This is a genomic window from Flavobacteriaceae bacterium (genome assembly GCA_003443635.1).
Classification (GTDB): Bacteria; Bacteroidota; Bacteroidia; order Flavobacteriales; family Flavobacteriaceae; genus AU392.
This window is the reverse complement of sequence record CP031964.1, coordinates 2,658,231-2,673,080: the sequence shown is the minus strand read 5'-3', so window position 1 is coordinate 2,673,080 and position 14,850 is coordinate 2,658,231. Positions and strand designations below refer to the sequence as shown.

The window sequence follows — 14,850 nt, the reverse complement described above, 5'->3', positions numbered from 1 at the left end:
AGAGAACAGTTAGCTAAAAAGTATCTAACTGATCATGAGGTAACTGAGGATTTAGTTAAAGAAGCTTACGAAAGGATTAAATACGATATTAAAGCTAGTCATATACTTGTATCTATTCCAGAATACGAGAGAGATACAATACAAGTGTATTCTCAAATATTAAAATTACGCGAACGATTAATTAATGATGGATTTGAATCTGTGAGAGATGAATTTCATGATGGGAATTCAATTTTTGCAGAAGATTTAGGCTATTTTTCTGGATTTAAAATGGTTTATGATTTTGAAAATGTAGTGTATAGCACAAATATAAATGAAGTTTCTCAACCTTTTAGAACACAATTTGGATATCATGTTGTAAAAGTATTTGATAAGAGAAAAACCAGAGGAGAAGTTACTATAGGGCATATTATGACTTCATTTAATAAAAATGATGCATTACTAAATTCAGAAGATCGTATTAATGAAATTTATAATTTAATTAAGCAGGGAGAAAATTTTGAAAACTTGGCAAAACAATTTTCTGATGATGCAAACTCAGCAAAACGAGGAGGGAAATTAAACCCTTTTAAGAGCGGAGATTTGGGATCTCAAAGTTTTGAAAATGCTGCATTTGCATTAAATAATATGGGAGAAATATCTAAACCTTTTAAAAGTGATTTTGGATGGCATATTATAAAACTGTATGAAAAAAAGCCATTAGAACCTTTTGAAACTTTAAAACATAAGCTTGAAATAGAAGTGAAACGTGATAGTCGTTCGGAACGAATAAATACAGCATTGATTAATAAGTTATTAAATGTATATCATGTTAGATATGATAATTCAGATTTGTCTGATTTTATATCGACTTTCGAAAAGAATTTGTTAAACGAAAACTGGAACCTAACTTTTAACCTTTCTCAAAATAAAGTTCTTTTTAAAATTAGGCAAAACGAATATAAATACACTGATTTTGTTGAGTTTTTAAAGGAATCTGAAAAGAGAAATTTAGAAAAAAAAGAACTAGATACATATGTGAGTTCAGAGTATAAAGCTTTTATAAACGAAAAGATATTAAGCTATTATAAAGATAATTTACATCTTGAGAATCTTGAATTTGCAAATACTATTAAAGAGTTTGAAGAAGGATTATTGTTATTTGAGTTGATGGAAGCTAAAGTGTGGAATAGTGTAAAAAATGATTCAATTGAATTGATGAAGTTTTATGAGAACAATAAAAGCAATTATATTTTTAAAGAGAGAATTGATGCGATTATTGCAAGGTCGTCTAGTGAAAAAACTAGCGAATACCTTCAAAAATTGTGGTTAAAAAATGATGATATTGATATAATAAAGAAAGAATTAAATCAAAATGGAAGACAAAATGTCCTTTTTACAAAAGATATTGTTGGTAAAGACCATAGCATTATTCCAGAAGGATTTAATTTTAAAAAAGGAGTTTCCAACGTTTATTATCACAATGATGCATATTATGTTATTAAAGTAAATAAAATCTTACCAAAAAGAACAAAAACATTTAATGAAGCCAGAGGAATTGTAGTAAGTGCTTTTCAAGCTCAAAAAGAAGTTAGTTTAATAGATAGTTTAGCGAAAAAATATAAAATAAAAATTAATAATAACGTTTTAAATAATATTAAAACCCAATTATTGTCACATTGAAATTTAAAAAAATCATACTATTATTAACTTGTTTAATTGTTTTAAGCTCCTGTAATTTTTTAAAAAAAGAAACAGAAGAAAAACCAATTGCAAGAGTAAATAATTCCTATTTATATTTTGAAGATGTCGAAGGGTTACTTGTTGATGACATTACAAAAGAAGATAGTCTTTTACGAATAAATAATTATATAAATCAATGGGCAACTAAAGAATTGCTTATAGCTGGAGCAAAATTTAATTTACCAGAAGAAACGCAAATTGAATATGATAATTTGGTCAATCAGTATAAAGAAGATTTATATATTAAAGCATATTTGGAAGCATTAGTTAAACGAAGTTTAGATACGATTATTGATAAAGCTGAAACTGTAAAAGTTTATAACGAAAACATAGAAACATTTAAATTAAATGAAGAACTTATTAAATTTAGATATATAAACATTAATGAGAATAACGAAGGTGTAGATGAAGTAGAAAGACGATTTAAACGTTTTAATAAAGAAGATAAACAAATATTAGATTCTATATCTATTCAGTTTAAATCATATTCGTTAAATGACTCTATCTGGATAAGGTTAGATCAAGCAATTTCTAAAATCCCAGTAATAACAATTGATAATAAAAAAGAACTGTTAAAAAAATCTAATTTTATACAGCTTAAAGACTCTTTAGGATTATATTTGATGCAGGTAAATGAAGTGTTGAATAGAAATGAAATAGCTCCAATTGAATATGTAATGCCTACAATAAAACAGATAATTATTAATAAACGAAAACTAGAGTTTATTAAAGAATTAGAAAAAGATATTACAAAAGATGCAATTAAAAATAAACAATTTGAAATTTTTAAATAGAATGAAATATATAGTGATTTGTGTTTCAATGTTATTGTCATATACTACAATAACTGCACAAGAAATTATAGAAGAAGAGGTGAAGAAAGAAGAAAAGAAAGTTGAAACTCGCTCTGATGGTCGTATAAAAATTGATGGAGTAGCTGCTGTAGTAGGTGAATTTGTTGTATTAGATTCAGATATAGATGAACAATTTAAGCAACTTAAAGCTGGAGGGGTTTCGATCGAAAATATAACACGATGTCAAATGGTTGGGCAATTGTTAGAGAGTAAATTGTATATACATCAAGCTATTCAAGATAGTATAGTAATTAATGATGCAGAAATACGATCATATACTGACCAACAGTTGAATGCTTTCCTGAGACAAGCTAACGGTTCTATGCCAAGGTTGCTCAAAATTTTCAGTAAAAAGTCTGAACAAGAACTAAGAGCGGATATTTATGAGATAAATAAAAATAATAGCCTAGCACAAAAAATGCAGGAGAAAGTTATAGCAGAAATAGAAGTAACTCCTGAAGAAGTTAGAGAGTATTATAATGACATTCCTAAAAGTGAGCGCCCGATTATAGGAACTGAATTGAAAATTGCTCAAATAATAGTAATTCCAAAAATAACTCAAGAAGAAAAACAAAAAGTAATTGATAGACTTAATGAGTTTAGAACAGATATACTTGAAAATGGAGCTAGTTTTAATACAAAAGCGGTATTATATTCTCAAGATACTGGATCTAAAGCTAGAGGCGGGAAATTAGATCCAATGATTAGAAGTAGACCTAGAAATATAAAAGAGTTTAGAGATGTTGCTTTTTCTTTGCAAGAAGGAGAAATTTCAGAGCCTTTTGAAACTATCTATGGATTCCATATTATTTATCTGGAAAAAATTAGAGGCCAAGAATATGATGTAAGACACATATTGTTAAGACCAGAAATACCACAAATTGCTATAGATGAAGCAAAACAAAAACTAAAAGATGTTAGAAAAAAAATAATAGCAGGAGAGATTTCTTTTGCTGATGCAGCTAGAGAAGTAAGTGAACAAAAAGAAACTAAATTTGAAGGCGGATTATTGTTAAATAGCCAAACCGGAGATTATAGTTTTGATTTAACTAACATGGAACCTAGTCTTTATGCTCAGATAGAAGGACTTAAAGATGGAGAGATTAGTGAAGTATTAAATGATGCAGATAGAGTTAATGAAATGCGATTTAAGTTGTTAACAGTATCCGATAGAGTAGATGAGCACGAAGCTGAGTTTGCAAGAGATTATGTTAAGGTTAGAGAATTTGCTTTAAACGATAAAAAACTAAAAGCTATTGAAAAATGGCAGAAAGAAAAAATCATTGAGACTTATGTTAAGCTTAACGGAGAGCATCGCAAATGTGAGTTTAATAGTAATTGGTTGAAAAAAGAAAAATAATATATGTCTGATGTTACTGCCATTGAACAACTTGTAAAAAAGTATCGAACCCTAAAATCTGAAATAGCTAAAGTAATTATTGGACAAGATGAAGTTGTAGATCAAATATTGATTTCTATTTTCTCAGGCGGACATTCGTTGTTAGTTGGTGTTCCAGGTTTAGCAAAAACATTAATGGTTAATACTATAGCACAAGCTTTAGGACTTAACTTTAAGCGTATTCAGTTTACTCCTGATTTAATGCCAAGCGACATTCTAGGAAGTGAGATATTAGATGAGAATAGGCAATTTAAATTTATTAAAGGCCCGATTTTTGGTAATATTATATTAGCTGATGAGATTAATAGAACACCACCAAAAACACAAGCAGCCCTTTTAGAAGCAATGCAAGAAAGAGCTGTGACGGTAGCTGGTCATCATTATAAATTAGATTTACCTTATTTTGTCTTAGCAACACAAAATCCAATAGAACAAGAAGGAACTTATCCATTACCTGAAGCACAGTTAGATCGATTTATGTTTGCCATAAATTTGGAATACCCAACATTTAAGGAAGAAGTTGAAGTTGTTAAATCGACAACTACGGATAAAAAAGTAAAAGTAGATTCTTTGTTTTCTGCAGAAGAAATCATTAATTTTCAAGAATTGATTCGTCGCATTCCAGTAGCAGATAATGTTGTAGAATACGCAGTAACTATGGTAGCTAAAACACGACCAAATAGTAAATCTGCTGCAGATTTGGTTAAACAATATATAGATTGGGGAGCAGGACCAAGAGCATCTCAAAACTTAATTTTAGCAGCTAAAACACATGCAGCAATTCAAGGAAAATTTTCTCCAGATATTGAAGATATTCAAGCTGTTGCTAATAGTATTCTTCGTCATCGAATTATAAAAAATTATAAAGCTGAGGCTGAAGGGATTACAGAAGAACAAATAATTAAAAGCTTATTTTAATTATTTGCAAGCTAAAATATTTTCTCGCTCTTGAGCATTACATTAATCGTATTACAGTTACTTTTTTGTATTATAAAACTCTTATTTTAAAATATAAAGTGAATATTTTTTGAAATAACTGCGATTTTAATATTAGGGAATTCTCATTTTTTTAACTCTAAAATCCGATTTCTTTGAAAAATAACAACTAAAAATAACTATTCTATAATAATAAATGAGCTGAAAGGTTTATTCATTAGATATTTTATAATTATATGTAATTTTTTGTAATTTCGTCAGACTTAATATTCAACAAAAACTAAAAAAACAAAGAATATGGCATTTGATATTGACGTAATTAAAGATGTGTATAAAAATATGGTTTCTAGAGTAAATGAAGCTCGAAAAATAGTGGGGAAACCATTGACACTTTCAGAGAAAATTTTATACTCACACCTTTGGGATGGTACTACTAATAAAGGATTTACCAGAGGTAAGGATTATGTTGATTTTGCACCAGATCGTATTGCTTGCCAAGATGCAACAGCTCAGATGGCATTATTACAGTTTATGCAAGCTGGAAAGAAAAAAGTTGCAGTACCTACTACAGTGCACTGTGATCATTTAATACAAGCTAAAGAAGGTGCTTCAGTAGATTTAAAACATGCTAATGATGTGAGTAGTGAAGTATTTGATTTTTTAGAATCAGTATCTAATAAATATGGAATTGGTTTTTGGAAACCAGGCGCAGGAATTATACATCAAGTAGTATTAGAAAATTATGCATTTCCTGGAGGGATGATGATTGGAACTGATTCTCATACTGTAAACGCTGGAGGTTTAGGAATGATTGCTATTGGTGTAGGAGGGGCAGATGCTGTAGATGTAATGGCTGGTATGCCTTGGGAATTAAAGTTTCCTAAATTAATCGGAGTGAGGTTAACAGGGAAATTATCAGGCTGGACAGCACCAAAAGATGTGATTTTAAAAGTTGCAGAAATATTAACAGTTAAAGGAGGTACTGGTGCTATTGTAGAGTATTTTGGACCTGGAGCTACAGCAATGTCTTGTACTGGTAAAGGTACAATCTGTAATATGGGAGCAGAAATTGGAGCAACTACATCTACATTTGGATATGATGAATCAATGGAACGTTATTTAAGAGCTACAGACAGAAGTGATGTTGCAGATGCTGCAAACCAAGTTAAAGATTATTTAACAGCTGATGCAGATGTATATGCAAATCCGGAACAATATTTTGACCAAGTCATAGATATTAATTTATCTGAATTAGGCCCACTTTTAAATGGACCTTTTACGCCAGATTTATCTACTACTGTTGGTAAAGAAATGTCTGAGAAAGCACAAGCTAACGATTGGCCTTTACAAGTTGAATGGGGTTTAATCGGTTCGTGTACTAATTCTTCTTATGAAGATTTATCAAGAGCATCCTCAATAGCGCAACAAGCTTTAGATAAGGGTATAAAGATGAAAGCAGAATTAGGAATTAATCCTGGATCTGAACAAGTACGTTATACTGCAGAAAGAGATGGAATCCTTAATGTATTTGAAAGATTAGATGCTAAAATTTTCACTAATGCTTGTGGTCCATGTATTGGACAATGGGCGAGATATAGCGACCCTAAAAATGCACCAAAGAATAGTATAGTACATTCTTTTAATAGAAATTTTGCTAAACGTGCTGATGGTAATCCTAATACACATGCTTTTGTCGCCTCTCCAGAATTAACAGCTGCTATTGCAATTTCTGGACGATTAGATTTTAATCCGTTAACAGATAAACTACTTAATGATAATGGAGAAGAAGTAATGTTTGATGAACCAACTGGATGGGAATTACCTCAAAAAGGATTTGATGTTAAGGATAATGGTTATTTAGCACCAGAAGAAGATGGTAGTCAAATACAAATAAAAGTTTCTCCTGATTCTGAAAGATTAGAACTTTTAACTCCTTTTATACCTATAGGTAACGAAATAAAAGGAGCTAAGCTTTTAATTAAAGCATTTGGGAAATGCACAACAGATCATATATCAATGGCGGGACCTTGGTTGCGTTTTAGAGGGCATTTAGATAATATATCTAACAACTGTTTAATTGGAGCTGTAAATGCTTATAATAAGAAAACAAATTTTGTAAAAAATCAATTAACAGGAGAGTATGGAGGTGTACCAGATACACAACGTGAATATAAAGCTGCAAATATTAAAACTATAGTTGTTGGAGATCATAATTATGGAGAAGGATCTTCTAGAGAACATGCAGCAATGGAGCCGCGTCATTTAGGTGTAGCAGCAGTACTAGTAAAATCTTTTGCACGTATACATGAAACAAACCTTAAAAAACAAGGAATGTTAGGTTTAACATTTGCTAATGAAAGTGATTATGACCTAATTCAAGAAGATGATACATTTAATTTCCTTGATTTAAATGAGTTTGCTCCTGGTAAACCATTAACAATTGAAGTGGTGCATACCGACGGAACTTCAAACATAATTATAACAAATCATACTTATAATCAAGGACAAATTGATTGGTATAATGAAGGCTCAGCATTAAATTTAATTAAAAAAGCTAACGCTTAATTTCTTAAATAAATATTTAACAAAAAACTCCTAGTTATTAGGAGTTTTTTTATGCGCTATACTGTAAGTGTATAATTAAATAGGCGACCACAATTTATAACTAAGTAAATGAACAATGACTGCATTATGGTATTTTGATGGGGTAAATCTTTTTAAGACGTTATGCCCTCATAAATTCCGTTCATTTAAAAAAACTCACAAATTTGACGCTTATAAAAAAAAGGATTATATCTATTTTGAAGAAGATTCAGCAAGTAAAGTCTATCTTATAGAAAACGGTAAAGTTAAAATTGGATATTATACTGAAAGTGGTGAAGAAGTAGTAAAAGCGATACTTACCAAAGGAGAATTATTTGGAGAAAAAGCAATATTGGGAGAAAATAAGAGAGATGAATTTGCTCAATCTTTAGATAACCAAACATCTATTTGTCCTATAAAAGTAGATACAATGCATGATTTGATGAGAACTAATCAAACATTTAGCTTGAAGGTTTATAAATTTATTGGTTTTAAACTAAAAAAATTAGAGAGACGTCTTCAATTGTTATTATTTAAAGATACGAAAACTAGACTGATAGAATTTTTAGGCGAATTAGAAAATGAATATGGTACAGAATGCAAAACAACGGGAGATAAAGTAATTCATAATCCTTATACCCAAAAAGACATAGCTTCTTTAATAGGTACTTCTAGATCTACACTAAATATTCTTTTAAATGAATTAAAGTCAGAAAAATTTATAGAATTTAATAGAAACGAAATAAGAATTTTAAAAAAATAGCATATTTGTGTTATGTAGCTAACATTTTGAAATAAGCATACCTATTATATTTGTGATATAACGAATGAGTCATAAATTCATTTGATTGTTTATTCTTAAACTTGGTAATTGTTGGTTAATATTAAGTTTAAAAGGATAAAATTAAATTTTGTTTTTTGTTAGATTAAGGTGTTACTTCTACTTATGATTGTAACACCTTAACTTTTTGTAATAGTTTATAAAAATAAAATGTTAAACCATAAGACTATTAATCACTTTAATGTAATTTTAGCATTAACAATAAGTTTTTGAAAAGTTATATGAATATTAAAAAACCTAAATTAAGTAATGTTATTTTTTTAATAGGGATTACATTATTAATTATACCACAAACCAGAACACCTATACAAGTAATGCTACATAAAGGGTTAGCCTTGTTTGGACCTTCGATTATAAAAGCAGAAAAAAGAAATGTAGTAACCAATTACAATTGGCAATTGCAAGATATTAATGGTAATCGTTTTAATTTTCAAAATAATAAAGACAAAATTGTACTAATTAACTTTTGGGCGACATGGTGTCCACCGTGTATAGCAGAAATGCCCAATTTAAAAGAATTGCATAACGATTATAAAGATAAAATAGAATTTGTATTTATATCTAATGAAAAGCAAGAAACAGTTAAGGATTTTTTAGAGGATAACAATTATAATTTCAAGTCATATGTGCCTATATCTACTGCTCCAGAAATGCTTAGCGTTACAAGTATTCCACGAACATTTCTGTTAGACAAAAATGGTAATATTGTTATTGATAAAACTGGTGCTTCAAATTGGAATAGTAATAAAGTTAGAAATGTAATTGATGACTTAATCAATTCTTTTTAACACGCTTTTTTTGAAAAATCTTCATTAAAAACAAATTTGAGAGGATAAGAGTTAATGCATAAATAGTATCTTCAATAGGAATGGTAAATAATCTTATATTTAGATTTTCAGAATTATTATACCATACAACTTCATTATCAATAAAACTTCCAGTTAAAATTCCATTCACAATAAAAAACGGAATTAGCATTATAATAAATGTGAAATAATATTCTTGTAGTAATTTAAAATTTAAATTATAAATAAGGATTAGCAGTAATATAGCATATGAAAAGTTAATTAAAGTATACCATTTATTATAATTAAAGATCACACCAATAAACAATACAGTAATTAAAAACCAGCTAATAAGTTTTGTATGCTTTACAGAAAATATTGTATTAGGAAAATAATGTAGTAATGCGTAATGCGTAAATACGCATGCATATGGAATGCATATAAAAAATAACCATTCTTCTATTGGAAGTTTAAATAATTCAATGCCTAAAAAATAAGTAGTGTTAAATCCCCAAAACTCCTGCTGAGTAAAAATAATATCCCATGGTATGAATACCAACATTGTTATTAAAATAGAAGGAAAAAGAAATTTCCAATACTTATAAAACTGTATTTTAGGATGAAAACTGAATAAAAAAGGAATCAATAGAGAGCTTAAGTTTAATAATAAATACAAATAAACCATCTGTACTTATTTTTTAAAATATTTAAATGGAACAAAAAGCATCCCAAAACACTCTCCTTTTTCTTTACCTAAATGTTTATGATGCATTTTATGGGCTCTACGTACACCTTTTGCATATATGTTATTAGCATTTCTAAATAGTTTAAAACGTTGATGAATAAATATATCATGTACTATAAAATACGCTAAACCATATGCAAATATTCCGATACCAATAGGTAATCCTACCCATAATCCGTTATATCTCCATAATAAAAAAAATCCGATACTGACTACAGCATAAAAAATAAAAAAAGCATCATTACGCTCAAACCAACTATCATGATCTTTTTTATGATGATCTTTATGTAAACTCCACAAAAAGCCATGCATAACATATTTATGGGTAAACCATGCCATAAACTCCATAATACAAAAAGTTAGAATAAAAGCTAATATCCAATATAAGGTTTGCATTGTTTTAATTACATTAAATTAAGTTGATATTTTACATAACTACGAGTTAAAAGCTCTACTTTTTTATAATTTGGAACTCTAATACGCGTATGTTTTATTTGAGAAGCTGGAGTCTTTTTAAGTTTTTTTAGAAGTTGACTATAATATCTGTATGCCATAAAAACACCAAACTTTGCTTCAATTGGTAATTTGCGAATACCACTTAATCCTTTAGCAAAATCTGCTTCAATATCCTTTATAATAGACTGTTTAGAGTTTTCGTTTAAATTGTTTAAATCAGTATTTGGAAAGTAAGTACGGTTTAAATCATCATGATCTGCTTTTAAGTCTCTTAAAAAATTTACTTTTTGAAATGCAGAACCTAAAGACATTGCTGTATTTTTTAATTCGTCATATTTTTTCTTATCACCTTTAACAAAAATTGTTAAACACATTAAACCCACAACATCTGCAGAACCATAAATATAATTTTTAAACTCTTCCTCAGTTAGATAATTTGTTTTATGCAAATCTAATCGCATACTATCCATAAAAGAATTTACTAAATGCTGTTCTATCTTGTATTTATGATATGTATTTTGAAATGCATTTAATACAGGGTTTAAACTTATTTTATGTGTTATGGCATATTCTAAATCTTTTTCAAACTTTTCAAATAACGTGCTCTTATCATAATCGTGGAACGAGTCTACAATCTCATCAGCTAAACGAACAAAACCATATAAACTATAAATATCTTGTCGTATAGATTTTGATAGCATTTTTGTAGCTAATGTAAATGAAGTGCTATAAGATTGAGTTACAATCTTACTACAATTATTAGATACAGAATCAAAAATAGATTTCATAGTTAAGCTTTTGTTTGAACGATTTCTAAGTTAGAACTTAATTTTTGTTTTTCAAATTGTTTATTAATTAATTCTGAAACTAGCTTTCCAGAAATTAATGATGGAGGCACTCCAGGTCCAGGAACAGTGAGCTGTCCTGTAAAATATAAATTCTTTACTTTTTTACTTTTTAACTTAGGGCGTAAAAATGCTGTTTGTAATAAGGTGTTAGCCATTCCGTATGCATTTCCTTTATAAGAATTATAATCTTTTATAAAATCATTTATACAAAAAGACTCTTTAAATAGAATATTGTCAGAAACTTTTTGTGAAGTTAATTTTTCAAATCGATCAATAATTTTATTAAAATATTTTGCTCTAATTTCATTAGTATCTTTTATGCCTGGCGCTAATGGTATTAAAAATATGCCAGCTTCTTTTCCGCTTGGTGCAGCATTATTATCTGTTATACTGGGAAAACTAGCATAAAACAAAGGGTTTTCTGGCCATTTTGGAACGTCATAAATATCATGACTATGTATATCAAAATCCACATCAAAAAATAAGGTATGATGATTTACATGTTTCAACTTTTTATTAAATCCAACATAAAAGAGTAGAGAAGAAGGGGCAAAGACTTTTTTCTTCCAATAAGATTCAGAATATTGCCTATATTTTTTTTCTAATAAGGTTTCTGTATGGTGATAATCAGCACCACTTAAAATAATATCAGATTTATAAATTTTACCATTACATGTTATTCCAGAAGCACTTCCATTCTCTATGTGGATTTTATCAATTGGTGAATTTGTTTTAATTGTAACTCCTAATTCAATAGCTAGTGCTTGCATAGCAAGAATAACTTGATACATGCCTTTTTTAGGATGAAATGTTCCGAGGCCAAAATCAGCATAATTCATAAAATTGTAAAATGATGGTGTTTTGCTTGGTTTGGCTCCAAGAAATAGTACAGGAAATTCTAATATTTGAGCAAGACGAGTATTTTTAAACTCTTTTCGTACATCTCTTTTTATGTTACTAAAAAACTGGTTGAGTTTTTTTATGGTAGCAGGAGTAATTAATTCAAGTGGAGATACTCCAGGATTATAAACTAAATCTTTAATAGCAATATCATAATTGCTTTTAGCTTTGTTTATAAACTTTTTAAGTTTTATTGAACTATTAGGTTCTTCAGCTTCAAAAGCAGCACTTATCTTATCTAAAGTGTCTTCAATGGTGATATAATCATTCTTTCCAAAATAAACGCTATACGCTGGATTAAGTTTTTCTAATGTATAATAATCGCAAGGTTTTTTATTAAAATCTAAAAAGAATTTCTCAAATACATCAGGCATCCAATACCAAGTCGGTCCTATATCAAAAGTAAAACCATCTTTATATAACTGTCTAGCACGACCGCCTATTGTTGGGTTTTTTTCGTAAATGGTAACAGTATTACCGCTTTTTGCTAAATAACATGCTGCAGATAATGAAGAGAAACCAGAACCGATAATTGAAATTGTATGACTCATATAGTCTTGTAAAGATATAAAAAAGAATGACCTAGTTTTTGTATATATAACTAGAGTTAATCAATATTTTATATAAGTATATAGAAAAAAATAATACGCTTAATGCTTTTTAATTTCATTATTAATATTATTTTAAATAGTTTTAGGGCAAAATTTAATATTTATGAGTTTGTTGGAAGAAGCGATTGCATTTGAAAATGCTAAAATGAGTAATATGACAACTAGTGAAAGAGTATCAGCTTCTAGAGAAGCGAAACGACTTATTCTTGCACTTAATGAAGTTTATAAGGAAAGTAAAGATTCTGATTTAATGGACCTTATGAAACGATTAACTGAAAAAAAACGTAGAATAGAGAAACGCCTTAAAGGTAGACCAGATGATATTATATAAAATATATAATTAGATTAAGTATTATAAAAGCTCCATAATTTATTAATTATGGAGCTTTTTATTAATTTTAAAGTGCGCACGAGAAGATTCGAACTTCCACGACCTAATGATCACTAACCCCTCAAGCTAGCGCGTCTACCAATTCCGCCACGTGCGCTTTAAAAAAGTATTTAAACTAAAAAAGTTAAGCGAATAAGCTTAACTTTTTGTGACCTGGCTGGGGCTCGAACCCAGGACCCTCTCCTTAAAAGGGAGATGCTCTACCAACTGAGCTACCAGGTCAATAATTTTCTCTAACGAGGGTGCAAATATAAAATGTTTAATTTATAAAACAATACTTTTTTTAGATAAATTTTTGTTTTTTTGTGAAGCATAAATGCAAAGTTTTAAGAATCAATTTATAACGAAAAATGATTATAATTTTATTAGGTTATATGGCTTCTGGTAAGTCTACAATAGGAAGAGAATTAGCAGAAAAATTAAAATATAATTTTATTGATTTAGATGATTTTATAGAACAATCTGAAGGTAAAACTATTAGCTCTATTTTTAAAGATAAAGGAGAGATATATTTTAGAAAAAAAGAAGCTTTGTCACTGAATCAAATTCTTGTTGACAATACAAAGTTAATACTTGCACTAGGAGGAGGTACTCCATGTTATGCAGGAAATATGGATAAGATAACAAATAACAAAGCTATTACATCTATTTACCTAAAATCTTCAATTAATAGTATTGTAGAACGTTTAGAAAACGAAACAAATAAACGACCATTAATTTCGCATTTAACTTCTAGAGAATTATTAATTGAGTTTATTGGAAAACATTTATTTGAGCGTACTCAATTTTATAATCAATCAGATATAACTATTACTACAGATTTAAAAACTACTAGAACGATTGTAGATGATATAATTTTAAATTTATTTTAAAGTAACTTCAAATTGTTTCCCTTCTAAAACAACTTCTATATGTTCATGTAAAGATGTTGAGAGTGAAATCCCTTTAAAATCTGCTTTTACAGGATATTTTTTGTGATTTCTATTTACTAACACAGCAGTTTTAAATTGTTTAAGAGGGACTTCTAAAAAATGCTTAACCCCATAAATTAAAGTTGTACCAGAATTTAAAACATCATCAATTAAAACAATCGATTTGTTTTTATAATCTTCAAGTTTTAATGATGTTTTAATTTCGTTTCTAGGCTCTTTTTTATTTATGAGTACTCTACAGAGAACAGGCTTTATAGGAGATATATTAGCTAAAATTGTTTTTAATTTTTTAGCTAATAAATATCCGTTATAATCAATACCAGCTAAAATAATTTCATTTTCATCAATATTGCTTTCATAAATTTGATATGCAATACGTTTTATTTTATGATTAATTTCTTGATGAGTTAAAATGGCATTGTTCTTAACTGTCATAATATAGTACTTAAGAAGTTTAAAAATATAAAACTACTCATTTTCGTCATAAAAACCATCAATATCTCTTCGGTCTTTTTTAGTAGGCCTTCCTATACCTTTTTTTCGATAATAATCTTTAGAAAATTTTAATAATTCTTGAGCCTCAAATTCAGACTTAGGAGTGGTATCTATTCTATAAATATCTACTAGCTTAGCTCCAACTCTATTAGGAGGAATATCATTTACTGTTAATTGATAATTCACTTGATTCTTCCTAATAATTATTTTATCTGTAGCATATACCTCTCTACTAGGCTTTACTATAGCATTATTTACTCTTACTTGTCCTTTTTTACAAGCTGTCGTTGCGATACTTCGTGTTTTAAAATAACGAAGACACCAGAGATATTTATCTACCCGCATAAAATAT

Annotated in this window: 15 protein-coding genes and 2 tRNA genes; 9 read left to right on the top strand and 8 right to left on the bottom strand. The window is 28.6% G+C overall.

What is annotated here, in order from left to right; genetic code table 11:
* Positions 1–144 precede the first annotated feature (144 nt).
* From D1817_12210 to D1817_12180, 7 genes are all read left to right on the top strand, one after another.
* Positions 145–1,662 (top strand): peptidylprolyl isomerase, encoded by a 1,518-nt coding sequence (locus D1817_12210; protein AXT20618.1) that lies wholly within the window; start codon positions 145–147, stop codon positions 1,660–1,662.
* Complete coding sequence (locus tag D1817_12205) at positions 1,659–2,516, top strand: peptidyl-prolyl cis-trans isomerase (protein ID AXT20617.1); 858 nt, start codon at positions 1,659–1,661, stop codon at positions 2,514–2,516. Before D1817_12210 ends, D1817_12205 begins: the two co-directional genes overlap by 4 nt.
* Positions 2,479–3,936: a peptidylprolyl isomerase gene (locus tag D1817_12200; GenBank protein AXT20616.1), complete on the top strand. Its 1,458-nt coding sequence runs from the start codon at positions 2,479–2,481 to the stop codon at positions 3,934–3,936. The genes D1817_12205 and D1817_12200 overlap by 38 nt, the downstream gene beginning before the upstream one ends.
* A gap of 3 nt (positions 3,937–3,939) precedes the next feature.
* Positions 3,940–4,893 carry a MoxR family ATPase gene (locus tag D1817_12195; protein AXT20615.1) on the top strand — a complete coding sequence of 318 codons (954 nt, stop codon included), beginning with the start codon at positions 3,940–3,942 and terminating at the stop codon, positions 4,891–4,893.
* Positions 4,894–5,208: 315 nt separating this feature from the next.
* Positions 5,209–7,476, top strand: a complete 2,268-nt coding sequence (locus tag D1817_12190) for an aconitate hydratase (protein AXT20614.1) — start codon at positions 5,209–5,211, stop codon at positions 7,474–7,476.
* Positions 7,477–7,591: 115 nt separating this feature from the next.
* Positions 7,592–8,257, top strand: coding sequence for a Crp/Fnr family transcriptional regulator (locus D1817_12185; protein AXT20613.1), 666 nt, complete (start codon positions 7,592–7,594; stop codon positions 8,255–8,257).
* 299 nt (positions 8,258–8,556) lie between these two features.
* On the top strand, positions 8,557–9,123 hold the full coding sequence (locus D1817_12180) for a TlpA family protein disulfide reductase (protein AXT20612.1): 567 nt from the start codon (positions 8,557–8,559) through the stop codon (positions 9,121–9,123).
* Here D1817_12180 and D1817_12175 read toward each other — a convergent pair.
* The 4 genes from D1817_12175 to crtI are packed head-to-tail and all read right to left on the bottom strand — an operon-like array spanning position 9,110 to position 12,620.
* Positions 9,110–9,805 (bottom strand): lycopene cyclase domain-containing protein, encoded by a 696-nt coding sequence (locus D1817_12175; protein AXT20611.1) that lies wholly within the window; start codon positions 9,803–9,805, stop codon positions 9,110–9,112. The genes D1817_12180 and D1817_12175 overlap by 14 nt on opposite strands.
* Before the next feature lie 6 nt (positions 9,806–9,811).
* A complete protein-coding gene (locus tag D1817_12170) occupies positions 9,812–10,261 on the bottom strand; it encodes a beta-carotene hydroxylase (GenBank protein AXT20610.1) in 450 nt (149 codons plus the stop codon).
* Between the two features lie 8 nt (positions 10,262–10,269).
* Complete coding sequence (locus D1817_12165; GenBank protein ID AXT20609.1) at positions 10,270–11,109, bottom strand: phytoene/squalene synthase family protein; 840 nt, start codon at positions 11,107–11,109, stop codon at positions 10,270–10,272.
* A 2-nt stretch (positions 11,110–11,111) separates the two neighbouring features.
* Complete coding sequence (crtI, locus tag D1817_12160; protein ID AXT20608.1) at positions 11,112–12,620, bottom strand: phytoene desaturase; 1,509 nt, start codon at positions 12,618–12,620, stop codon at positions 11,112–11,114.
* A 163-nt stretch (positions 12,621–12,783) separates the two neighbouring features.
* On the opposite strand from crtI, the gene D1817_12155 reads away from it, so the two are divergent.
* Positions 12,784–13,011, top strand: coding sequence for a hypothetical protein (locus tag D1817_12155; GenBank protein ID AXT20607.1), 228 nt, complete (start codon positions 12,784–12,786; stop codon positions 13,009–13,011).
* A gap of 73 nt (positions 13,012–13,084) precedes the next feature.
* On the opposite strand, the gene D1817_12150 is transcribed toward D1817_12155, so the two are convergent.
* Positions 13,085–13,168, bottom strand: a tRNA-Leu gene (locus D1817_12150).
* A 49-nt stretch (positions 13,169–13,217) separates the two neighbouring features.
* Positions 13,218–13,293: transfer RNA gene (locus tag D1817_12145), tRNA-Lys, on the bottom strand.
* Between the two features lie 128 nt (positions 13,294–13,421).
* Between D1817_12145 and D1817_12140 the strand changes: the two genes are divergently transcribed.
* Entirely contained in the window at positions 13,422–13,943 is a 522-nt protein-coding gene (locus D1817_12140) for a shikimate kinase (GenBank protein AXT20606.1), read from the top strand.
* On the opposite strand, the gene D1817_12135 is transcribed toward D1817_12140, so the two are convergent.
* Entirely contained in the window at positions 13,935–14,438 is a 504-nt protein-coding gene (locus D1817_12135; protein ID AXT20605.1) for a phosphoribosyltransferase, read from the bottom strand. The two genes, D1817_12140 and D1817_12135, sit on opposite strands and share 9 nt — an antisense overlap.
* Before the next feature lie 33 nt (positions 14,439–14,471).
* The gene (locus D1817_12130) at positions 14,472–14,843 is read right to left on the bottom strand and encodes an RNA-binding S4 domain-containing protein (GenBank protein ID AXT20604.1); all 372 of its coding nucleotides are present in this window, start codon (positions 14,841–14,843) and stop codon (positions 14,472–14,474) included.
* Positions 14,844–14,850 lie beyond the last annotated feature (7 nt).

Excerpts from the sequence above, each read along its gene's own strand:
- D1817_12155 (AXT20607.1), top strand. The coding sequence starts at position 12,784 with ATGAGTTTGTTGGAAGAAGCGATTGCATTTGAAAATGCTAAAATGAGT.
- D1817_12135 (AXT20605.1), bottom strand. The coding sequence starts at position 14,438 with ATGACAGTTAAGAACAATGCCATTTTAACTCATCAAGAAATTAATCAT.
- D1817_12190 (AXT20614.1), top strand. The coding sequence starts at position 5,209 with ATGGCATTTGATATTGACGTAATTAAAGATGTGTATAAAAATATGGTT.
- D1817_12140 (AXT20606.1), top strand. The coding sequence starts at position 13,422 with ATGATTATAATTTTATTAGGTTATATGGCTTCTGGTAAGTCTACAATA.
- D1817_12130 (AXT20604.1), bottom strand. The coding sequence starts at position 14,843 with ATGCGGGTAGATAAATATCTCTGGTGTCTTCGTTATTTTAAAACACGA.
- D1817_12175 (AXT20611.1), bottom strand. The coding sequence starts at position 9,805 with ATGGTTTATTTGTATTTATTATTAAACTTAAGCTCTCTATTGATTCCT.
- crtI (AXT20608.1), bottom strand. The coding sequence starts at position 12,620 with ATGAGTCATACAATTTCAATTATCGGTTCTGGTTTCTCTTCATTATCT.
- D1817_12200 (AXT20616.1), top strand. The coding sequence starts at position 2,479 with ATGCAATTAAAAATAAACAATTTGAAATTTTTAAATAGAATGAAATAT.
- D1817_12170 (AXT20610.1), bottom strand. The coding sequence starts at position 10,261 with ATGCAAACCTTATATTGGATATTAGCTTTTATTCTAACTTTTTGTATT.
- D1817_12195 (AXT20615.1), top strand. The coding sequence starts at position 3,940 with ATGTCTGATGTTACTGCCATTGAACAACTTGTAAAAAAGTATCGAACC.
- D1817_12165 (AXT20609.1), bottom strand. The coding sequence starts at position 11,109 with ATGAAATCTATTTTTGATTCTGTATCTAATAATTGTAGTAAGATTGTA.
- D1817_12185 (AXT20613.1), top strand. The coding sequence starts at position 7,592 with ATGACTGCATTATGGTATTTTGATGGGGTAAATCTTTTTAAGACGTTA.
- D1817_12180 (AXT20612.1), top strand. The coding sequence starts at position 8,557 with ATGAATATTAAAAAACCTAAATTAAGTAATGTTATTTTTTTAATAGGG.